Genomic DNA, 22,408 nt, shown 5'->3' with positions numbered 1-22,408 from the left:
CTTTAAGAACAGTCCAGAGAGGCTGAGAAGGAAACGGTGCAGAAAAGGCATGCTTATAGCCTTTTTGAAGAAATATGTCTAAAACCAAATCCTCTTGCCTCAAGGCAAGAGGATTTTTTTATGTCAACAACTTGAGGTGAAAAACAGTGAACGTAAAAGCTACCGTACTTGACGAACAGGCTATCCGCCGCGCTTTAACTCGAATTGCACATGAGATTATTGAAAAGAATAAAGGAATCGAAAATTGTGTGCTAGTGGGGATTAAAACGCGAGGTATTTATATCGCAAAACGTTTAGCAGAACGAATTGCACAAATTGAAGGAAACACATTGCCAGTCGGAGAACTAGACATCACGCTTTACCGAGATGATTTATCGAAAGTGACAAGCAATGATGAGCCTCTCGTAAAAGGATCAGATATTCCGACAGATATTGCAAATAAGAACGTCATCTTAGTAGACGATGTGTTATATACGGGCCGTACGGTTCGAGCAGCACTTGATGCACTAATTGATATCGGTCGACCGGAACTCATTCAGCTGGCTGTTTTAGTGGATAGAGGACACCGCGAGCTGCCGATTCGAGCAGACTATGTTGGTAAAAACGTACCGACAGCTAAAAGTGAAAAAATTGCGGTGCATTTGATGGAAGTAGACGAAAAAGACCACGTGTCTATTTACGAAAAATAAATTATATACCCTTTTAAATAGTAGTCCCGTGAGGCTGCAAAAGGGGGGTCACTATACAAGGAAAACTATACTGCGGTATAGCGTCTTCCTTGTATGCTGAAAACCTCTTTGCCTCTGCGTAAAGAGGTTTTTTTATAGTGATAGGAGGAAAAACATATGAGTCAACAACGAGATTTTGTACTTGATATACATGATAAACCAAAAGCAGTAAATTGGTTAACATTGAGTCTGCAGCATTTGTTTGCAATGTTTGGATCGACGGTGCTAGTGCCGTTCCTAGTCGGATTCAGCCCGGCAATTGCTTTGATTTCAAGCGGGGTAGGAACGCTTGCTTTCCTGCTCATTACAAGAGGTCAAATTCCTTCTTACCTTGGTTCATCGTTCGCGTTCATCACGCCAATCATTTTCGCAAAAGCTTCGTTTGGACCTGAAGAAACGATGGTTGGCTGTTTCTTAGCCGGACTTGTGTATGGAATCGTTGCTTTGATTATAAAAGGAACAGGAATTAATTGGATTATGAAGCTGCTTCCTCCGGTTGTAGTAGGACCAGTTATTATGGTTATAGGCTTAGGATTAGCTAATACAGCAGTAGGCATGGCGATGAACGATGCAAAAGGAAATTACAGCTTAACTTACCTGATGGTTGCGCTTGTGACACTAGCGATAACAGTTGCTTGCTCAATCTTCTTTAAAAACATTATCAGCCTGATTCCGGTACTGATGGGAATTATCGGCGGATACATCTTCGCTTATACACAAGGATTGGTAGACTTTTCAAAGGTAATGAAAGCAGAGTGGATTGAAATACCTCACTTCTACGTGCCGTTCGTCACATACACGCCGTCCATTTCATTAGGGATTGTGCTTATCATGGTACCTGTAGCAGTCGTAACACTTTCAGAACATATTGGACACATTCTTGTTTTAAATAAGATTGTGGATCGAAACTATATTGAAAAGCCAGGGCTGCACAGATCGATTTTAGGAGACGGAGTAGCCACTATGCTTGCTGCGCTGATCGGCGGACCTCCAAACACAACATATGGTGAGAACATCGGAGTGTTAGCCATCACAAAGGTGCTTAGCGTATTTGTAATAGCAGGAGCAGCAGTCTTCGCGATTTTGTTCGGGTTTGTCGGCAAAATCAACGCTCTTATTTCAAGTATACCAACGCCGGTCATGGGTGGGATTTCAATTCTCTTATTCGGAATCATTGCTTCATCAGGCTTGCGCATGATGGTGGATGCAAAGGTAGATCTTGGATCAAAACGAAACTTAATGATTGCTTCGATTATCTTAGTGTTAGGAATCGGAGGAGCACACTTAGATATCTCAGAACATGTAAAGATTGATAGCATGGCACTGTCTGCTATCATGGGAGTTCTGCTGAATCTAGTTCTGCCGAAAGAGAAGATAAAAGAAGCAGAAAACGTTCAACAAACGTCAGCACGAAAAATTTCATAGAACGCCTTTTAATTGAAATCCAGAGAGGTTTCTAAGGGTGTGTGAAAAGCGCGTTATAGACGAAGCTTGTTTTCTTACACCCTTTCTAAGTTAGAAAGGGTGTTTTTTATAAAGAAATGCGAGGAAAGCAAAAATGGAGGGAATCGATATGAAACATTTAGTGACAGTCTCAACACTAGAAACAAATGAAATTCTAGAGATTTTAGACAGCGCTGAAAACTATCGAACGAATAAACAAGGATGGAAACCGGAAGAGAAAATGTTTGTTGCCAACTTATTTTTTGAAGCGAGCACGCGTACTCGATGCAGCTTTGAAATGGCAGAACAGCAGCTAGGATTAACAACAATTCCGTTTGAAGTAACAACTTCAAGCGTCCAAAAAGGAGAAACGCTTTATGACACGATTGAAACATTAGCTTCAATCGGCGTTCAGTCAGTTGTTATTCGCCACCCGCAAGATCGTTATTATGAAGCACTGCAGGAAAAAGTATCGATTCCCATCATTAATGCAGGAGATGGATGCGGTCAGCATCCAACTCAGTGTCTGCTTGATCTACTGACAATTCGCCAAGAGTTCGGCTCGTTTAAAGGATTAAAAGTCGCAATAGTCGGAGATTTGCGACATAGCCGCGTAGCGAGATCGAATGCAGAAATGCTGACAAAACTAGGGGCGACCGTATATTTTGCGGGACCTGAAGAATGGAAAGATGAAGAGAACAGACACGGTACATATCTTGATATCGATGAAGCAATCGAAACGGTCGATGTTGTGATGCTACTGCGTATTCAATTTGAAAGGCATGAAGAGAACACTTCAGAGCTTGCAAAGAACTACCATAGCCGCTTCGGGTTAACCGTTGAACGAGAGCGGAAAATGAAATCACATAGCATTATTCTTCATCCAGCTCCGGTGAACAGAGGAGTCGAAATTGCAGATGAGCTCGTTGAATGTGAACGCTCAAGAATTTTTAAACAAATGCAAAATGGCGTATACATTCGCATGGCAGTATTAGCAAGAGCGCTACAACCAATTGAAAGGGGACTTAATAATGACAACAATTATCAAAAATGCTACATGGTTAAATGAAGGAAAAATTGAAAAAGTCGAACTGAAAATTGAAAATGGTGTAATTGCTGAAATAGCTTCACACATTGACGTAGAGAATGAAGAAGTCATTGATGCAGGCGGGAACTTCTTATCACCGGGTTTAATCGATGTCCACGTTCACTTGCGTGAGCCAGGGGGAGAAAAGAAAGAAACAATTGAAACAGGTACTCTAGCAGCTGCAAAGGGCGGTTTTACAGCAATTGCTGCAATGCCGAACACGCGTCCAGTGCCTGATACTGTTGAGCAAATGGAGTGGGTAAACAAGCGCATTGAACAAACAGCACATGTGCGCGTATTACCGTACGCATCGATTACTACTCGTCAATTGGGAAAAGAATTAACGGACTTTGAAGGCTTAAAAGAAGCGGGAGCATTTGCTTTTACAGATGATGGAGTAGGGGTTCAGTCAACAGGAATGATGCTAGAAGCGATGAAAAAAGCCGCTTCATTAAACAAAGCAATCGTTGCACACTGTGAAGATAATGATTTAATTAACAAAGGCTGCGTACACGACGGGAAATTTGCAAAAGAACATGGACTAAACGGTATCCCATCTATCTGCGAAGCCGTTCAAATTGCACGAGATGTCCTGCTTGCTGAAGCAGCAAACTGTCACTACCATGTGTGTCACGTAAGTACAAAAGAATCCATTCGCGCCATTCGTGATGCGAAAAAAGCAGGCATTCGCGTAACTGCAGAAGTAACGCCTCATCATCTGTTACTAAATGAAGAAGATATCCCGGGACTTGATTCGAATTTCAAAATGAATCCGCCGCTTCGAGGAAAAGATGATCAACAGGCATTAATTGAAGCTTTATTAGACGGAACGCTTGATTTTATCGCCACTGATCACGCACCGCACACAGCGGACGAAAAAGCAGAAGGCATGGAGCTTGCGCCGTTTGGAATTGTGGGACTTGAAACAGCTTTCCCGCTTCTTTATACAAACTTGGTATTAAAAGAAGTAATGACGCTAGAGCAGCTAGTATCGTATTTAACAAACAAGCCGGCTGAAACATTCAATCTTCCTTATGGCACGATTGAAGTGGGAAAAACAGCGGATTTAACCATCATTGATCTTGAAACAGAAAAAGCAATTAATCCAGAAGAATTTGTATCCAAAGGTAAAAACACGCCGTTTGCTAACTGGGTATGCAAAGGTTGGCCGGTAATGACATTAGTAGAAGGTAAACGAGTATGGGAGGATGTTAAAGCATGCAACGTCAACTAATTTTAGAAGATGGAACAGTATTTATCGGAAAAGGATTCGGCAGCGACAAAGAAATGACAGGAGAAGTTGTTTTCAACACGGGAATGACAGGATATCAAGAAATTCTATCTGATCCATCATACTGTGCACAAATTGTGACATTAACATATCCTTTAATCGGAAACTACGGTATTAACCGCGATGACTTTGAGTCGATTGAACCAGCTGTACACGGTTTGATTGTAAAAGAAATTTGTGATGCTCCTTCAAACTTCAGAAGCGAACTATCAGTAGATGAATTTTTAAAACAAAAAGATATTCCAGGATTAGCTGGAATCGACACGCGAAAATTAACGCGAAAAATTCGTCAGCACGGTGCGCTTCGCGGACGCGTGTGCAGCATGGAAGTCAATGTAGAAGAAGTGGTAGCACAGCTTCAAAATCATGAACTTCCGACTGATTCAGTTAAAAAAGTATCAACGGTGAAGCCTTACCCAAGCCCAGGCAGAGGTAAAAAAGTGGTACTCGTTGACTTTGGAATGAAACACGGAATTTTACGTGAATTAACAGCTCGTCAATGCGACGTGATTGTGGTTCCTTATAACGTAACTGCGCAAGAAATTCTTCAATTAAATCCAGATGGCATCATGTTAAGCAACGGACCTGGAGACCCAAAAGACGTACCGGAAGCAATCGAGATGATTCAAGGGGTTTTAGGGAAGGTTCCGCTTTTCGGAATTTGTTTAGGACATCAGCTGTTTGCCCTAGCATGCGGAGCAGATACAGAAAAAATGAAATTTGGTCATCGTGGATCCAACCATCCTGTAAAGGATCTAAAAACCAATAAAGTAGCTCTTACATCTCAAAACCACGGCTATACAGTGTGTGAGCCATCTCTTGTCAACACGCCATTAGAAGTGACGCACGTTGCGCTTAACGATGGAACAGTTGAAGGAGTAAAGCATAAAGAATATCCGGCATTTACGGTTCAGTATCACCCTGAAGCATCACCGGGACCTGAAGATGCAAACGGATTGTTCAACGAATTTATGGATCTTATGAAAAACAATCAGAAAGTAGGTAATTGCTAATGCCAAAACGTCAAGATATTAACACAATTCTCGTAATCGGATCAGGACCAATCGTCATTGGACAGGCGGCAGAGTTTGACTATGCAGGAGCGCAAGCATGTATTGCGTTAAAAGAAGAAGGATACAAAGTTATTCTTGTGAACTCCAATCCTGCAACAATCATGACAGATTCAGAAATGGCAGACAAAGTATATATTGAACCTCTAACGGTTGAATTTGTAAGCTCAATTATTCGTAAAGAACGCCCGGATGCACTGCTTCCAACGCTTGGCGGTCAAACGGGACTGAACTTAGCGGTAGAATTACACGAAACGGGCATTTTAGAAGAATTTAACGTAGAAATTCTCGGGACAAAATTATCAGCGATTGAACAAGCTGAAGACCGTGAGCAGTTCCGTTCATTAATGAATGAACTAAATCAGCCTGTCCCAGCAAGTGAAATCATTCATTCACTAGACGAAGCGTATGCGTTTGTTGAACAAGTAAACTATCCGGTAATCGTGCGTCCTGCTTATACGCTTGGCGGTACGGGAGGCGGAATTTGTAACAACGAGCAAGAGCTGATTGAAATTGTAACAAGTGGGTTAAAACACAGTCCTGTAACACAGTGCTTACTTGAGAAAAGCATTGCAGGCTTTAAAGAAATTGAATATGAAGTAATGCGCGATGCAAACGATAATGCGATTGTAGTATGTAATATGGAAAACTTTGACCCGGTCGGTATTCATACGGGAGATTCAATTGTTGTAGCACCAAGCCAAACGCTAAGCGACCGTGAGTATCAGCTGCTTAGAAATGCGTCACTAACAATTATCCGAGCGCTTAAAATCGAAGGCGGATGTAACGTTCAGCTAGCACTAGACCCAGAAAGCTTCCAGTATTACGTAATTGAAGTAAACCCTCGTGTAAGCCGTTCGTCGGCCTTAGCATCAAAAGCAACAGGGTATCCAATTGCAAAATTAGCTGCAAAAATTGCGGTAGGGTTAACATTAGATGAAATGATGAACCCGGTAACTGGGAAGACATACGCATGTTTCGAACCTGCACTAGATTACATCGTATCTAAAATTCCACGCTGGCCGTTTGATAAATTTGAATCAGCTAACCGTAAACTAGGTACACAGATGAAGGCAACAGGGGAAGTAATGGCAATTGGCCGCACGTTCGAAGAGTCAATTTTAAAAGCCGTACGCTCACTTGAGTCAAACGTTCATCACTTAGAGCTAAAAGATGCGCATGAATTTGATGATGCCATTATTGAAAAACGTATTCGCAAAGCTGGCGATGAGCGATTATTCTACGTCGCAGAAGCCATTCGCCGCGGCGTAACAATTCAGCAAATTCACGAGTGGAGCAAAATCGATCTTTTCTTCTTAGTAAAACTTGAAAAAGTGATTGCTTTTGAAAATGTGTTAAAAGAAGAGATTCATAATGTAGAAGTTTTACAGGAAGCAAAAGAAATGGGATTTGCAGACTGCACGATTGCTAAGCTATGGAATCAAACAGAGCGTGAAGTATACGACTTCCGCAAACAAAACGGCGTGATGCCAGTATACAAAACGGTAGATACATGTGCAGCAGAATTTGAATCGACAACACCATATTTCTACGGCACGTTTGAAGATGAAAATGAATCGATTGTTACAGATCGTAAAAGCGTTGTGGTGTTAGGATCAGGTCCGATCCGCATCGGGCAAGGAATTGAGTTTGACTATGCAACGGTTCACTCGGTGTGGGCGATTAAAGAAGCTGGATACGAAGCGATTATTGTCAATAACAATCCAGAAACAGTGTCAACTGACTTCAGTATTTCAGATAAATTATACTTCGAGCCGCTGACGATTGAAGATGTGATGCATATCATCGATTTAGAAAAACCAGAAGGTGTGGTTGTACAGTTCGGTGGTCAAACAGCAATCAACTTAGCGGATGAGCTAGAAGCAAGAGGGGTCAAGATCTTAGGTACGTCGCTTGAAAGCTTAGATGCAGCGGAAGACCGTAAAAAATTCGAAGCGACGCTAGCGCGTTTAGAAGTACCTCAGCCGCTTGGAAAGACGGTTACTTCAGTTGAAGAAGCAGTGGTTGTCGCAAAAGAAATTGGTTATCCGGTGCTTGTACGTCCTTCATACGTACTGGGCGGACGCGCGATGGAAATTGTGTATAAAGAAGAAGAGCTGCTTCATTATATGAAACACGCGGTAAAAGTACACGCTGATCATCCTGTATTAATCGACCGCTACTTAACAGGAAAAGAAATTGAAGTCGATGCCATTTCAGACGGTGAAACAGTGGTTATTCCAGGAATCATGGAGCATGTAGAGCGCGCGGGTGTCCACTCAGGCGACTCCATCGCTGTATACCCACCGCAAACTCTGTCACAGGACGTAAAAGATACGATCATTGATTACACAACACGAATTGCAAAAGGCTTAAACATTATTGGACTGCTTAACATTCAGTTCGTCTTATCAAAAGGAGAAGTGTTTGTTCTTGAAGTAAATCCTCGTTCAAGCCGTACGGTGCCGTTCTTAAGTAAAATCACGCGTATTCCGATGGCGAATGTGGCAACAAAAGTAATTTTAGGAACAAGTTTAAAAGATCTTGGCTATGAATCAGGCATGCACCCTGAAGAAGAAGGCGTCTACGTAAAAGTGCCGGTCTTCTCATTTGCAAAGCTGCGCCGCGTAGATATTACGCTTGGACCTGAAATGAAATCTACTGGAGAAGTAATGGGGCAAGATTCAACGTACGAAAAAGCATTATATAAAGGACTAATTGCGTCAGGTATGTCCATTAAGCCGTACGGTTCAGTACTTATGACAGTAGCGGATAAAGATAAGGAAGAGGCAACAGCGTTAGCAAAGCGCTTTGCTAATATTGGCTACCAGGTGATTGCAACGGAAGGAACAGCTTCAACGTTTACAAAAGAAGACATTCGCGTAAAAATAGTAAATAAAATTCATCATGAAGATCACAATCTTTTAGATGTGATACGAAAAGGTGAAGCGCAGCTGGTCATCAACACGCTAACAAAAGGAAAACAGCCTGCGCGTGACGGATTTAAAATTCGCCGTGAAGCAGTTGAAAATGGCGTACCTTGCTTAACATCACTTGATACAGCAGAAGCGATTTTACGAGTGCTTGAAACGATCAGCTTCCATACAACGCCAATGAAAAAAGTTCGTCCAACCAAAGAGGTGACAACCGTATGATCAAACATGAAATGATGCAAGTCGTCAGTCAGCGACCGTTAACACACAATGTATATGAATTAACCCTTCAAGGCGAGCTTGTTCGTTTCATGAATGAGCCGGGACAGTTTGTGCATATCCGCGTCAACAACGACTATTTGCCACTGCTTCGCAGACCAATCAGTATTGCAGAAATTGATCAAACGCACGAACAATTTACGATGATTTACCGTGCAGAAGGGGCGGGAACATCGCTGCTGGCTGAAAAACAAGCCGGACAGTCGATTGACGTGTTAGGTCCCCTTGGCCACGGTTTTCCATTAGATGCAATAGAGTCAGGTCAAACGGCTTTATTAGTAGGGGGAGGCATTGGAGTGCCTCCGCTCTATGAGCTTTCAAAAAGACTTCGTGAAAAAGGCGTGCAGGTTATCCACGTCCTGGGTTTTCAATCAAAAGCAGACGTATTTTATGAACGAGAGTTTTTAGCTTTAGGAGAAACATATATTGCAACGGTAGACGGCTCTTACGGAACAAAAGGTTTTGTCACAACGGTGATTGACGAGCATCAGTTTTCATATGACGTTATGTTTTCATGCGGTCCAACTCCGATGTTAAAAGCACTAGAAAATAATTATACAAACAAGCCGCTTTACATTTCTTTAGAAGAAAGAATGGGCTGTGGAATCGGGGCTTGCTTTGCATGTGTATGCAGGGAAAGTGAAGATTCTACGGCGTATAAAAAAATCTGCAGCGACGGTCCCGTCTTTCAAGCAGGGGAGGTGCTTCTATGAGTATGCTAAAAACGACATTGCCAGGGTTAGATTTGAAAAATCCAATTATGCCAGCATCCGGCTGCTTTGGATTTGGGCGTGAGTATGCTCAATTTTATTCACTTGATGCACTTGGAGCCATTATGATTAAAGCGACTACTGCTGAAACTCGTTTTGGCAATCCAACTCCTCGCGTAGCGGAGACATCTGCAGGAATGTTAAATGCGATTGGATTACAAAATCCTGGGCTAGAAAAAGTAATGAATGAAGAGCTCGTTTGGCTTCAGCAATATGATGTGCCGATTATCGCGAACGTAGCCGGTGCTTCAATTGAAGAATATGTGCACGTAGCAAAAGAAATTTCAACCGTATCAAATGTGAAAGCACTTGAATTGAATATTTCATGTCCTAACGTAAAGGAAGGCGGAATTGCGTTTGGCGTAGATCCTGTCATCGCTGCTCGTTTAACAAAAGCGGTAAAAGATGTTTCAAATGTTCCAGTTTATGTTAAACTATCACCAAACGTATCCAATATTGTAGACATGGCAATGGCTGTTGAAGAAGCTGGCGCGGATGGCTTAACGATGATCAATACGCTTCTCGGGATGCGTCTGGATTTGAAAACAGCTCAGCCGGTTTTAGCGAACGGCACAGGCGGACTGTCAGGACCTTCAATTAAACCGGTAGCGATTCGAATGGTGTATGAAGTGAGCCAAAAAGTAAACATTCCAATTATCGGTATGGGCGGAGTGACGACTGCTGAAGATGCACTTGAATTTTTATATGCAGGTGCAAGTGCCGTAGCGGTTGGTACAGCAAACTTTGTCGATCCGTATGTATGCCCAACCATCATTGACGAACTGCCAAGGCTATTAACATCATTAGGATACGAGCATGTTTCAGAATGTATTGGAAGGAGCTGGAAAAAGCGTGAAGCAACCGTTAATCATTGCTCTTGATTTTTCATCAATTAACGATGTACAGCAGTTTTTAATGCCTTTTCAACAAGAATCATTATTTGTGAAAGTAGGCATGGAACTGTTTTATAAAGAAGGGCTATCCATTATTTCTGCATTAAAAGAGCAAAACCACCAGATTTTCTTAGACTTAAAGCTTCATGATATTCCCAATACGGTAAAGCAAGGAATGAAGTCTTTGGCTTCTCTTGAAGTGGATTTGGTTAACGTTCACGCAGCCGGCGGAACGAATATGATGCAAGCAGCCGTTGAAGGACTTGACTTAGGAACCGCTGCTGGCAAAAAACGTCCGGATTGTATTGCGGTTACTCAGCTAACAAGTACATCGGATGAAATGCTAAAAGAGCAGCAGCTGATTACGCACTCGATGCAAGAAGTGGTTACGCATTATGCAGCGCTTGCTAAAAAAAGCGGACTAGACGGCGTTGTATGTTCTACTCATGAAGTGCCTTCGATTCGAAAAGCAGCAGGAGAGGACTTTTTGACCGTAACGCCGGGTATTCGTATGGGCGCAGATTCAGTAGATGACCAAGTCCGCGTAGCAACGCCTCAGCTAGCGAGAGAATATGGCTCAAGTGCCATTGTGGTTGGCCGTTCTATTACTAAAGCAAAAGACCCGCTTAAAGCATATTATGAGATGTTACAGCAGTGGAAAGGGGAGCGTATTACGCGATGACAAAACTACGAAAAGAAATTGCAAAACAATTAATTGATATTGAGGCAGTAAGCCTTCAACCGAACGATCCGTTTACGTGGGCCTCTGGAATTAAGTCGCCTATTTATTGTGACAACCGTCTAACGCTTAGCTACCCAAAAGTGCGAAAAGAAATTGCAAAAGGTCTGCAGCATTTAATTAAAACGTATTTTGCCAATGCAGAAGTGATTGCTGGTACAGCTACAGCTGGTATTCCTCATGCAGCATGGGTAAGTGAAGCGCTAGAGCTTCCAATGTGCTATGTGCGAAGCAAAGCAAAAGAACATGGCCAAGGAAATCAAATTGAAGGAAAAGTAACAAAAGGTCAAAAAGTAGTTGTGATTGAAGATTTGATTTCAACTGGCGGAAGTGTATTTACCGCAGTCGATGCATTAAAAGCGCAGGGTTGTGAAGTACTGGGAGTTGTTTCTATCTTTACATATGAGCTGGAAAAAGCGCGTCAGCTGTTTAAAGAAAAAGAACTTCAAGTTTATTCTTTAACAGACTACTCTACGCTAGTAGAGGCGGCAAACGAAGCGGGATACATTGAAGAAGAAGCGATGGAAAAGCTATTTAAATGGCGTGAAAATCCTTCAGATCCTTCATGGATGAACTAAACTAAAAACCCCCTATATAGAAAGGGGGTTTTTGTTATGACTGACGCAGCTTCAGTACAAGTTCTTCGCTAGGCGTTACGTACACCGTTTGCTGATTATCATACGTCACAAAACCAGGTTTAGCACCGCTTGGTTTTTTTACATGGCGAATTTTTGTATAGTCCACTGGTACCGAACTTGAATTCTTGGCTTTACTAAAGTAAGCAGCAAGGTGAGCCGCTTCTAAAATTGTTTCTTCTGAAGGCTCTTGGCTGCGGATAACAACGTGAGAACCCGGTATATCTTTCGTATGAAACCAAACGTCATCACGAGCAGCAAGGCGATTTGTTAAATACTCATTTTGCTTATTGTTTTTTCCAACTAAAATCGTCGTGCCGTCGCTTGAAACGTATTGTTCAAGTGTAGGCGTGGTGTTTTTTTGTTTTTTTGCTTGCTTTTGCTGACGGTTGCGCAAATATCCTTCTTCCACAAGCTCTTCGCGAATCTCGGCAATGTCTTTGTGAGTAGCAGTATCCATTTGCTGAATAAGTGATTCAAAATACTGTACTTCTTCGTTTGCTTTTTCAATCTGTTCGATTACAATCGAAACGGAATTTTTCGCTTTTTGATACTTTGTAAAATAGCTTTGAGCATTTTGAGACGGTGATTTTTGCGGATCTAATGAAATCGTAAGTGTACCGCTATTTTCATCGTAATAATTAATAACATCCACTTTCGCATCTCCTTTTTTGACAAGGTGTAAATTTGCCGTAAGGAGTTCACCGGCTAGCTGATAATCAGATGCTTTTTCTGCATTTTGCAGCGTTTGCTCAAGTTTTTTTATTTTTTTCTCATTTTTCTTTTTCTCGGTGGAAATAAACTGTACTAAATCATGCGCTTGCTGCTTTACACGATCTCGCTCTGCTTTCCCGTAGTAATAGCGGTCAAGAAGCTCGCTGATAGTTGCATACGTTTTTTTCGTACCCTCTAAATGCGTTAATTCGAGTAAATAAAAATAGTCTTTTTGATTAACGGTTGTCAGAGTCGGTGTAAACTGACCTTCTTTGATCAGCGTCATGGTTTCGACGAATGATTTTGGAAGGGTAGAACGATTCGCTAAGCCAGAGCGAAACACTACTTCATTTGCAATTAAAGGAGAAAGCCCTGAGAAGGTCTGCACTAGCTGGTTAGCTAGCTTTCCGCTATTAAAATCAATTTTTTTAACCACGGTTTCCTCGTCCGCTTCAAATGGATGAAGCTTATCTTGGCTAGGAGGCAGTACGTAAGGAGCTCCGGGTAGAAGCGTACGATGCCTGTTCAAGGCCATTGGAACATGCTTAATACTGTCGATAATCGTTTGTTTTTCTTTATCCACAAGTACAACATTACTATGTCTTCCCATGATTTCAATAATAAGCTGCTTGTACGTCACGTCGCCAATTTCATTTCGTCCTTTTGTTTCAATGACTAAAATGCGGTCTAATCCAAGCTGATACACTTGTTCAATAATGCTTCCTTCTAAATGCTTGCGAAGAAGCATACAAAACATAGGAGGCTCAGATGGATTTTCATAGGGCTCATTTGTAAAATGAACGCGTGAATAGTTAGGGTGAGCTGAGATTAAAAGTTTGCGGTTTTCACCTTTAGCGCGTACTTGTAAAATCAACTCGTTTGGAAACGGCTGATATATTTTTGAAATTCGTCCTGAAACCAAGGTCTCAGATAATTCTTGTAAAATGCCATATGTAAAAATACCATCAAATGACACAGTGCTCACATCCTTAAGTAATTGAAAATTGTCCTATAGAAAAGTATAGCATTTTTTAGGACGAGTCTGAATAAGCATACGATATAAGATTGTAACAATCTAATAGGTGCATTTACAAATAAAAGGGTGTGAAAAGATGCAATGAAATGGTATGAATTAGGTGAAAAAGCAATAGTAGAAGTAACAAAAACAGACAGGCAGCATGGTCTTACACACAAAGAAGTAAAAGCACGTCAGCAGCAACAAGGGTTTAATGAATTGACTGAAGGAGAGAAAAAACCAGCCATTCTTGTGTTTCTAGAGCAGTTTAAAGATTTTATGGTACTGGTTTTACTAGCTGCCACGCTTATTTCAGGGCTTTTAGGAGAATACATCGATGCAATTGCTATCATTGCTATTGTGGTAATTAATGGATTTCTCGGGTTCTTCCAAGAAAGAAAAGCAGAGAAATCTCTTCATGCATTAAAAGAGCTTTCGGCTCCTCAAGTAGCAGCCATGCGTGAAGGGAAATGGGTTAAGTTACCATCTAAAGAGCTGGTGGTAGGAGACGTTGTAAAGTTTTCGAGCGGAGACCGTATTGGAGCTGACCTTCGGATTATGGAAGCCAAAAGTCTAGAAATTGAAGAATCAGCGCTTACGGGAGAGTCTTTGCCTGTTGGTAAGCAAATAAAAGCATTGTCAGGAGATGAAGTGCCGCTTGGAGATCAGGACAATATGGCGTTTATGGGTACCCTTGTAACCAGAGGAAGCGGAACAGGTATCGTTGTAGGGATTGGAATGAAAACAGCAATGGGGCAAATTGCTGATTTACTTCAAAATGCTGAAGCCATGATTACTCCTCTTCAACGGAAGTTAGAGCAATTGGGCAAAATTTTAATTGTTGTAGCTCTTGCACTTACTGTATTAGTTGTTGGGATTGGTGTGCTGCAAGGGCATGATTTATACAGTATGTTCTTAGCGGGAGTTTCCTTAGCTGTTGCTGCCATACCCGAAGGTCTTCCTGCCATCGTAACCGTGGCGCTATCTCTTGGTGTACAGCGCATGATTAAGCAAAGATCCATTGTTCGCAAACTTCCTGCTGTTGAGACACTAGGATGCGCGTCAGTCATTTGCTCAGACAAAACGGGCACATTAACGCAAAATAAAATGACGGTTACCCACCTCTGGTCGGGAGGAATGACGTGGAGAGTATCAGGGACAGGATATGAACCTACGGGCGTATTTTCACGAGAGGAAAGGGAAGTTGATACACGGAGTGAAAAACCGCTTCAGCAGCTTTTGGTGTTTGGTCTGCTTTGCAATCAAACGTCCATCTCGAGAAAAGATAAAGAATATGTTATCGACGGGGATCCTACTGAAGCGGCTTTGCTTGTTGCCGCGATGAAAGCGGGGCTGACAAAAGAAAATATTCAAAAGCAGTTTACGATTATTGAAGAGTTTCCATTTGATTCAACGCGTAAAATGATGAGTGTAGTCATTGAAGACGCATCTCATAAACGCTATGTGATAACAAAAGGTGCTCCGGATGTGCTGCTTATAAACAGCAAAAATATTTTGTGGGAAAGCAGACAACAAACGCTGTCGGTAACGGTTCATAATGAAGTAAAAGGAGCGATTGATCAGTTAGCTAGCCAAGCGCTTCGAACCATTGCTATTGCATATCGACCGTTAGGAGAACATGAGAGCGTTCATACAGAGAAGGAAGCAGAAAAAGACCTGACTTTCCTCGGGCTTCAAGGAATGATTGATCCGCCAAGACCAGAGGTCAAGCAAGCGGTCAAAGAATGCCTAGACGCAGGCATCAAAACCGTTATGATTACAGGTGACCACGTTATTACAGCACAGGCGATTGCAAAACAGCTCGGAATTTTACCGAAAAACGGTCAAGTCTTGGAAGGAACGGATTTATCCAAAATGACGCAGGAAGAGCTAGAAGAAGTAGTAGATGATGTTTATGTATATGCAAGGGTATCACCTGAGCATAAGCTTAAAATTGTTAAAGCTCTTCAAGCAAAAGATCACATTGTAGCGATGACGGGCGACGGCGTAAATGACGCACCGGCTATTAAAGCAGCAGACATAGGAATTGCGATGGGCATCACCGGGACAGACGTAGCAAAAGAAGCGTCTTCACTCGTTTTGCTTGATGATAATTTTGCCACTATTAAATCAGCGATCAAAGAAGGGCGAAATATCTATGAAAATATTCGGAAGTTTATCCGTTACTTGCTTGCATCAAATGTAGGAGAAATTTTAGTTATGCTCTTTGCGATGATTTTAGCACTTCCGCTTCCGCTAGTGCCCATTCAGATACTATGGGTAAACTTAGTAACAGACGGTTTGCCTGCGATGGCTCTTGGCTTAGACCAGCCAGAGGACAACGTGATGAAGCGCCATCCAAGGCATCCGCGCGAAGGTATTTTTGCAAGAGGATTAGGATGGAAAGTAGTCAGCCGTGGATTTTTAATTGGAGCTGCTACACTTGCTGCGTTTATGATTGTTTACGACAATGACCCAGATCGGTTGCAGTATGCTCAGACGATTGCATTTGCCACACTTGTCATGGCACAGCTTATTCACGTATTTGACTGCCGAAGTGAAAAATCAATTTTTGATCGGAATCCATTTCAGAACTTATATCTTGTAGGGGCTGTTATTTCATCTATTATCCTTATGCTGGTGGCCATCTACTATCCGCCGCTGCAGCCTATTTTCCATACAATGGCCATTGCACCGCGGGAATGGCTCGTTATTTTAGGACTTGCAAGCCTTCCAACTTTTTTACTTGCTGGTTCACTTTTAACAAGAAAACCTTCATAAATTGTGCTATACTTTAATACAGGCTGTCCCAAATGAGAAAACTCATGAAGGCAGCCTTTACAGGTTGAATAAAGAAGAGAGATTTCTTTTTTTTGCTAACACTTTCTTTTACGATACTTTTTATGTAAGATGTACATAGTGGATGTGATGATAATGATAAAAAGTATGACTGGTTTTGGCCGCGGAAAAGCGGAAGTGGAAAATCGATCAGTAACAGTGGAAATGAAGTCTGTTAATCATCGTTTTTGTGAAATTGTTATCCGTATGCCAAGACAATTAATTGAAATTGAAGATAAAATAAAAAAAATCGTTCAAACATACATAAAACGTGGTAGAGTAGAAGTATTTGTTACTATTTCAGGTGAAGAAATGGCAAAAAAGAAACTGCAGACGGATTGGCAGCTGCTTGATGAATACATGAATGCGTTGCAGCAAGTAAAAGAAAAGCACGGGCTGTCACAATCTGTTCAAATTCAAGACATTTTACACATGCCTGAAGTGATGACAACTTATGAAGAAGAAGCTGATCAGACGAGTATTCATGGTGCAATCTTTGAAGCCGTTGAAGCTGCTGTTCATCAGTTAGTGGATATGCGGAAACGAGAGGGATCAGAGCTGTATCACGATTTAATGGGATACTTACAGGACATTCAAGACATTCGCGAAAAAATTACACAGCTTGCTCCTGAAGTTGCTGAACAATATCGCGAGCGTATTAAAAGAAAGCTGAGCGACTATTTAGAAGGTACTTTCGATGAGCAGCGAGTGCTGACTGAAGTAGCTATTTTTGCTGAAAAAGCAGATATTAGCGAAGAACTTACGCGAATTCAAAGTCATGTTTCACAATTTATTCAAGCATTAAATACACCTGATTCAGTGGGACGCAAGCTGGATTTTCTTGTTCAAGAGCTGAATCGTGAAATGAATACAATCGGTGCGAAGGCAAATAATGGTACTATTGCTCAGTATGTTATTAGTATGAAAGCACAATTAGAACGCATAAAAGAGCAGGTTCAAAATATTGAATAGCCTTCGTGTAAGATAAAGATTATATTGGTATAGCAGGAGGCTTCTTATGAGCGGTAAATTAGTGAACGTTGGATTTGGAAATTTTATTTCTTCTAATCGTATAATCTCTGTCGTTCATCCTGAATCAGCTCCAATCAAACGCATTATTCAAGATGCAAAAGATCGAGGCTCTTTAATAGATGCAACGCAAGGACGTAAAACACGATCTGTTATTGTTATGGATAGCGATCATGTTATTTTAGCTCCTGTACAGCCAGAAACTGTGTCGCAGCGACTTATAAACAAAGAAGAATTATTAGAAGGGTAGGTCACTTGAACCGATGATTGAAAGAGGTTTATTAATTGTTCTTTCCGGACCATCAGGTGTTGGAAAAGGAACGGTACGAAAAGCATTGTTTGAGCAAGAAGACATTAAATTGCAGTATTCTATCTCTGCAACAACAAGAAAGCCCCGCGAAGGTGAAGTAGACGGCGTTGACTATTTCTTCAAACCACGCGAAGAGTTTGAGCGCATGATTGAAAACAAGAAATTATTAGAGTGGGCTGAATACGTAGGCAACTACTACGGTACCCCGGTTGATTATGTAGAACAAACGTTATCTGAAGGAAAAGACGTATTTCTAGAAATTGAAGTGCAAGGTGCTCTTCAAGTGAAAGAAGCATTTCCAGAAGGTTTGTTCATCTTCTTGGCACCGCCGAGTTTATCAGAGCTTAAAAGTCGTATCGTAAACCGCGGTACTGAAACAGAAGACTTAATCAATAACCGTATGCGCGTGGCAAAAGAAGAAATTGAACTTATGGACGCCTACGATTATGTTGTAGAAAATGACAAAGTAGAAAATGCTTGTGCTCGCATCCGTGCTATCGTAACGGCTGAACACTGCCGTCGTGATCGTATTTCTGCGCGCTATAAAAGAATGCTGGAGGTAGAATAAACATGCTTTATCCATCAATTGATTCCCTAATGGAAAAATTAGATTCTAAGTACACGCTTGTGACAGTAGCTGCAAAACGCGCTCGTCAATTACAGCTTCACAATGATACGCCGATTGAAAAGCCGGTTTCTTATAAGTTTGTAGGCTGTGCTTTAGAAGAAATTAATGCTGAACAATTAAGCTATAAGCAAGGTGTAGCAGAAGAAGATTCTAAACATCAGTAAGTGAAAAAATAACAACCTACTTTATAGGTTGTTATTTTTTTGATGCTTTTGTTTGTATTCAAGCAGGATAGTGAATGTCTCACTACAAAAATGGTATAATAATTGAATTGAAAAGCTTTAGATAGTTACCCGAGTAAACAAGCGGATGCTGGTTGAGCGGGATAAATAGATGGGGGCATAATGATGAAGGGAAAACGAATTTTATTATGTGTTAGCGGCGGAATCGCCGTATATAAAGCCGTAGCTTTAACAAGTAAATTAGTACAAGCAGGAGCGGAAGTTAAAGTAATGATGACTGCTTCAGCACGCGAGTTCGTAACGCCGCTTACGTTTCAAGCTCTGTCTCGAAACCCAGTTTATACAGATACGTTTGATGAAAAAGATCCATCTGTGATTGCACATATTGATTTAGCCGATTGGCCCGATTTAATTTTAGTGGCTCCTGCTACGGCTAATATGATAGGGAAAATAGCAAATGGTCTTGCAGATGATATGATTTCCACAACGCTGCTGGCTGCTACTGCACCTGTGTGGATTGCGCCTGCAATGAATGTTCATATGTACGATCATCCCGCTGTTAAAAAAAATATGAGCACTCTTTCATCATTTGGTTACTCTTTTGTAGAACCAGGAGAAGGGTATTTGGCATGTGGTTATGTAGGAAAAGGTCGTCTTGAAGAGCCAGAAACAATTGTTTCACTAATCGGCTCTTATTTTTCCAAAGTATCAGATACACAAAAAATCTTTGACGGTATCAATGTATTGGTTACAGCAGGACCTACGGTAGAACGCGTTGATCCCGTCCGATTTTTCACCAATCGCTCTACTGGGAAAATGGGCTATGCTCTTGCAGAACAAGCTGCTAAGTTAGGTGCATCGGTAACACTTGTAACGGGACCGACGAATTTAGAGTATCCAAAAGGGGTGCAGGTTGTTCAAATTGAAAGTGCGCAGCAGATGCTTGAAGCTGTTATGCAGCGCTATCATGAAGCAGATGTTGTCATTAAATCAGCCGCAGTGGCAGATTACCGACCAAAGTATGTGTTTGATCAAAAGATGAAAAAGCAGCCTGGTGAAGCAGTATTAGAGCTAGAGAGAACAACAGATATTTTACGCACGCTTGGAGAGCGAAAAGAACACCAGCTTTTAGTCGGCTTTGCAGCAGAAACAGAACAAGTGGATGAATATGCACAAAAGAAACTTGCATCTAAAAACTTGGATATGATTGTAGCCAATAACGTGACGACAGAAGGAGCAGGTTTTGGGACGGACACAAATATTGTGACGCTCTATAAGCGAAGCGGAGAGTCTAAAGAACTTCCCATTCTTTCAAAACACGATGTAGCTACCGAGGTGTTAAAAGAAGTGAAGGAAATGTTAGAAGGGCTGAGAAAATGAGTGTAGCTAGTGTAATTGTGGACGTGGCTGCTAAACAAACAGATCGAGCTTTTGACTACGCCATTCCTGACAAATGGAAAGGAATTATTGTTCCGGGTATGCGAGTTGTCGTTCCGTTTGGTCCAAGAAAAGTTCAAGGGTTTGTGGTGGCTCTTAAAGAAGAGGCTGAAGTTAAGCGTGTTAAACCAATCGCTGACTTGCTTGATTTAACGCCGGTTCTGACTCCTGAACTGTTAGAGATTGGGCACTGGCTAACAGAAAAAACGCTTTGTTTTATGATATCGGCTTTTCAAGTCATGCTGCCTGCGGCGATGAAAGCAAAATATGATAAAGAACTGTCACTCCTTTCAAAAGAGGCATACGAACAGCTTCATGAGCAAGTCAAGCCGTTTTTTCAGTCAAGATCCTCGCTGAAGTGGAGTGAAGTGGAAAAAACAGCCGCTGCTCCTGCTTTTCACCGTGATATTCAAAAAGGTCTAATTGAAGTCGTCTACGTGGTGAAAAACAAAGGAAACAAAAAAACGACAAAAGGCGTAAAACTGAATCAAAGCCTTGAAGACATTCAACAGTTTATGAACGAGTTAAATAAGCAGGCAGAAAAGCAAAAGCAAGTGCTGTCTTTTATGCTCGAGCGAAATGAAGAAGTAGCCATAAAAGAAATAGCGGAAGATTTGCAGATTACCTCCGCTCCTATAAAAGCGCTGATTAACAAAGGACTCTTAGAGGAAACGGAAATTGAAATATACCGTGATCCTTATCAAGATCGATACTTTACACCGTCAAAGCCATTTCAATTGACCGATGAACAAGCTGAGGCAATCTCACCGATTCTGCAGGACATCGAAGAAAATCTTCACGATGTGTTTTTAATGTATGGAGTAACGGGAAGCGGAAAAACAGAAGTGTATCTCCAATCGATTGATCAAGTATTAAAAAAAGGAAAAGAAGCGATTATGCTTGTTCCGGAGATTTCACTTACCCCTCAGATGGTCAAGCGGTTTAAAGAGCGGTTCGGCTCAAAAGTTGCTGTGCTTCATAGCGGCTTGTCTACTGGAGAAAAATACGATGAATGGCGAAAAATTCAGCGAAAAGAAGTATCCGTTGTGGTAGGGGCCCGCTCTGCTGTATTTGCTCCATTTGAAAATTTAGGCCTTCTTATTATCGATGAAGAACATGAGACGAGTTATAAACAAGAAGAAAACCCCCGTTATCATGCAAAAGATGTAGCCATTTACCGAGGGCAGCATCATCAGTGTCCAGTCATTTTAGGAAGTGCAACCCCAACGCTTGAGTCCTTTGCAAGAGCGCAAAAAGGTGTATATAAGCTACTGACGTTAAAGCAAAGAATGAATAAGTCATCGATGCCGTCGGTGGATATTGTTGATATGAGAGAGGAACTTCGCAGCGGCAATCGCTCTATGTTTTCAACTATGCTGTTTGAAAAGATGAAAAACCGTTTGGAAAAAGGAGAGCAAATCGTTTTATTTTTAAATAAAAGAGGCCATTCTTCTTTTGTTATGTGCAGGGACTGCGGTTACGTTCCGACATGTGAGCACTGTGAAATTTCACTAACGTATCACCGCTATCAAAATAAATTAAAATGCCATTACTGCGGACACGAAGAACATGTGCACACTGAGTGCCCGGAATGCCACAGCGAACATATCCGCTTTTTTGGATCTGGTACACAAAAAGTGGAAGAAGAATTAACAAAAGTGCTGCCTGAGGCTAGAGTCGTGCGAATGGATGTTGATACGACAAGCCGAAAAGGCGCGCATGAAAAGCTCCTGAACAAGTTTGCAAGTGGAGAAGCGCAAATTTTACTAGGGACGCAGATGATTGCCAAAGGGCTAGACTTTCCAAACGTCACGCTTGTAGGCGTTTTAACAGCAGATACGATGCTGAATTTACCTGACTTTCGTGCATCTGAAAAAACGTTTCAGCTTTTAACACAAGTAAGCGGAAGAGCAGGACGCCACAAGCTTCCAGGAGAAGTAGTGATTCAAACGTACACGCCTGAGCACTACAGCATTCAACTTGCGAGTCAGCATGATTACGATGCGTTTTATAAGCAGGAGATGGAAATTCGTAAAATGCATAAATATCCGCCTTTCTTTTACTTGGCGCTTGTCACCGTATCTCATGAAAATATTGCAAAAGTGGTGTCTGTTACAGACAAAATTTCGCAGTATCTGGGTCAGAAACTTTCGCCGCAAACAACGATCTTAGGGCCAGTCGCATCTCCCATTGCTAAGATAAAAGATAGATATCGCTATCAATGCATGTTAAAATACAAGCTGGAACCAAGCCTGATTCCGCTGTTGAAATATATATTAGAACGTTATCAAGCGGAAATGCAGAAGGAAAATTTAACGATTACAATTGATTTGAATCCATACTCGATGATGTAACTAGTCGTCTTGATGGCGTTAAAGAAGAAGCTT

General features: G+C 41.6%; 18 protein-coding genes. 17 read left to right on the top strand and 1 reads right to left on the bottom strand.

Translation table 11 applies throughout. From position 1 onward, the window contains the following. The first annotated feature begins 146 nt into the window (after positions 1-146). From pyrR to pyrE, 10 genes are all read left to right on the top strand, one after another. Positions 147-689, top strand: a complete 543-nt coding sequence (gene pyrR, locus MKX72_RS21510) for a bifunctional pyr operon transcriptional regulator/uracil phosphoribosyltransferase PyrR (RefSeq protein ID WP_013058940.1) — start codon at positions 147-149, stop codon at positions 687-689. A gap of 156 nt (positions 690-845) precedes the next feature. Continuing rightward, positions 846-2,153, top strand: coding sequence for a uracil-xanthine permease family protein (locus tag MKX72_RS21505; RefSeq protein WP_028411467.1), 1,308 nt, complete (start codon positions 846-848; stop codon positions 2,151-2,153). A gap of 148 nt (positions 2,154-2,301) precedes the next feature. Next, positions 2,302-3,240 carry an aspartate carbamoyltransferase catalytic subunit gene (locus MKX72_RS21500; protein ID WP_028411466.1) on the top strand — a complete coding sequence of 313 codons (939 nt, stop codon included), beginning with the start codon at positions 2,302-2,304 and terminating at the stop codon, positions 3,238-3,240. Continuing rightward, the gene (locus MKX72_RS21495) at positions 3,203-4,492 is read left to right on the top strand and encodes a dihydroorotase (RefSeq protein ID WP_028411465.1); all 1,290 of its coding nucleotides are present in this window, start codon (positions 3,203-3,205) and stop codon (positions 4,490-4,492) included. Before MKX72_RS21500 ends, MKX72_RS21495 begins: the two co-directional genes overlap by 38 nt. After that, a complete protein-coding gene (locus MKX72_RS21490) occupies positions 4,477-5,562 on the top strand; it encodes a carbamoyl phosphate synthase small subunit (protein ID WP_028411464.1) in 1,086 nt (361 codons plus the stop codon). The genes MKX72_RS21495 and MKX72_RS21490 overlap by 16 nt, the downstream gene beginning before the upstream one ends. Beyond that, entirely contained in the window at positions 5,562-8,774 is a 3,213-nt protein-coding gene (gene carB / locus MKX72_RS21485) for a carbamoyl-phosphate synthase large subunit (RefSeq protein ID WP_014458390.1), read from the top strand. The genes MKX72_RS21490 and carB overlap by 1 nt, the downstream gene beginning before the upstream one ends. After that, on the top strand, positions 8,771-9,544 hold the full coding sequence (locus tag MKX72_RS21480; RefSeq protein ID WP_034265289.1) for a dihydroorotate dehydrogenase electron transfer subunit: 774 nt from the start codon (positions 8,771-8,773) through the stop codon (positions 9,542-9,544). Before carB ends, MKX72_RS21480 begins: the two co-directional genes overlap by 4 nt. Beyond that, entirely contained in the window at positions 9,541-10,482 is a 942-nt protein-coding gene (locus MKX72_RS21475) for a dihydroorotate dehydrogenase (RefSeq protein ID WP_013058933.1), read from the top strand. Before MKX72_RS21480 ends, MKX72_RS21475 begins: the two co-directional genes overlap by 4 nt. Continuing rightward, positions 10,454-11,176: an orotidine-5'-phosphate decarboxylase gene (gene pyrF, locus MKX72_RS21470; RefSeq protein WP_028411462.1), complete on the top strand. Its 723-nt coding sequence runs from the start codon at positions 10,454-10,456 to the stop codon at positions 11,174-11,176. The genes MKX72_RS21475 and pyrF overlap by 29 nt, the downstream gene beginning before the upstream one ends. After that, positions 11,173-11,811 (top strand): orotate phosphoribosyltransferase, encoded by a 639-nt coding sequence (gene pyrE / locus MKX72_RS21465; RefSeq protein ID WP_029715075.1) that lies wholly within the window; start codon positions 11,173-11,175, stop codon positions 11,809-11,811. The genes pyrF and pyrE overlap by 4 nt, the downstream gene beginning before the upstream one ends. A 34-nt stretch (positions 11,812-11,845) precedes the next feature. On the opposite strand, the gene MKX72_RS21460 is transcribed toward pyrE, so the two are convergent. Further along, a complete protein-coding gene (locus MKX72_RS21460; RefSeq protein ID WP_028411460.1) occupies positions 11,846-13,558 on the bottom strand; it encodes an Rqc2 family fibronectin-binding protein in 1,713 nt (570 codons plus the stop codon). Positions 13,559-13,699: 141 nt separating this feature from the next. Between MKX72_RS21460 and MKX72_RS21455 the strand changes: the two genes are divergently transcribed. The 7 genes from MKX72_RS21455 to priA all read left to right on the top strand — a co-directional run bounded on the left by MKX72_RS21455 (position 13,700) and on the right by priA (position 22,375). Next, a complete protein-coding gene (locus tag MKX72_RS21455; protein WP_155007664.1) occupies positions 13,700-16,378 on the top strand; it encodes a cation-translocating P-type ATPase in 2,679 nt (892 codons plus the stop codon). A gap of 153 nt (positions 16,379-16,531) precedes the next feature. Next, positions 16,532-17,407, top strand: a complete 876-nt coding sequence (locus MKX72_RS21450) for a YicC/YloC family endoribonuclease (RefSeq protein ID WP_028411458.1) — start codon at positions 16,532-16,534, stop codon at positions 17,405-17,407. Positions 17,408-17,453: 46 nt separating this feature from the next. Continuing rightward, the gene (locus MKX72_RS21445; protein WP_013084831.1) at positions 17,454-17,714 is read left to right on the top strand and encodes a DUF370 domain-containing protein; all 261 of its coding nucleotides are present in this window, start codon (positions 17,454-17,456) and stop codon (positions 17,712-17,714) included. Between the two features lie 13 nt (positions 17,715-17,727). Continuing rightward, positions 17,728-18,342 carry a guanylate kinase gene (gmk, locus tag MKX72_RS21440; protein ID WP_013058927.1) on the top strand — a complete coding sequence of 205 codons (615 nt, stop codon included), beginning with the start codon at positions 17,728-17,730 and terminating at the stop codon, positions 18,340-18,342. 2 nt (positions 18,343-18,344) lie between these two features. Continuing rightward, on the top strand, positions 18,345-18,566 hold the full coding sequence (gene rpoZ, locus MKX72_RS21435; protein WP_013058926.1) for a DNA-directed RNA polymerase subunit omega: 222 nt from the start codon (positions 18,345-18,347) through the stop codon (positions 18,564-18,566). Between the two features lie 180 nt (positions 18,567-18,746). Then, a complete protein-coding gene (gene coaBC, locus MKX72_RS21430; protein WP_047749894.1) occupies positions 18,747-19,964 on the top strand; it encodes a bifunctional phosphopantothenoylcysteine decarboxylase/phosphopantothenate--cysteine ligase CoaBC in 1,218 nt (405 codons plus the stop codon). Continuing rightward, positions 19,961-22,375 carry a primosomal protein N' gene (priA, locus tag MKX72_RS21425; protein ID WP_155007665.1) on the top strand — a complete coding sequence of 805 codons (2,415 nt, stop codon included), beginning with the start codon at positions 19,961-19,963 and terminating at the stop codon, positions 22,373-22,375. Before coaBC ends, priA begins: the two co-directional genes overlap by 4 nt. The last annotated feature ends 33 nt before the right edge of the window (positions 22,376-22,408 follow it).

Origin of the sequence: Priestia sp. FSL R5-0597 (assembly GCF_038006305.1) — a bacterium.
Taxonomy (GTDB): domain Bacteria; phylum Bacillota; class Bacilli; order Bacillales; family Bacillaceae_H; genus Priestia; species Priestia zanthoxyli.
This window is presented reverse-complemented; position numbering and strand designations above follow the sequence as displayed.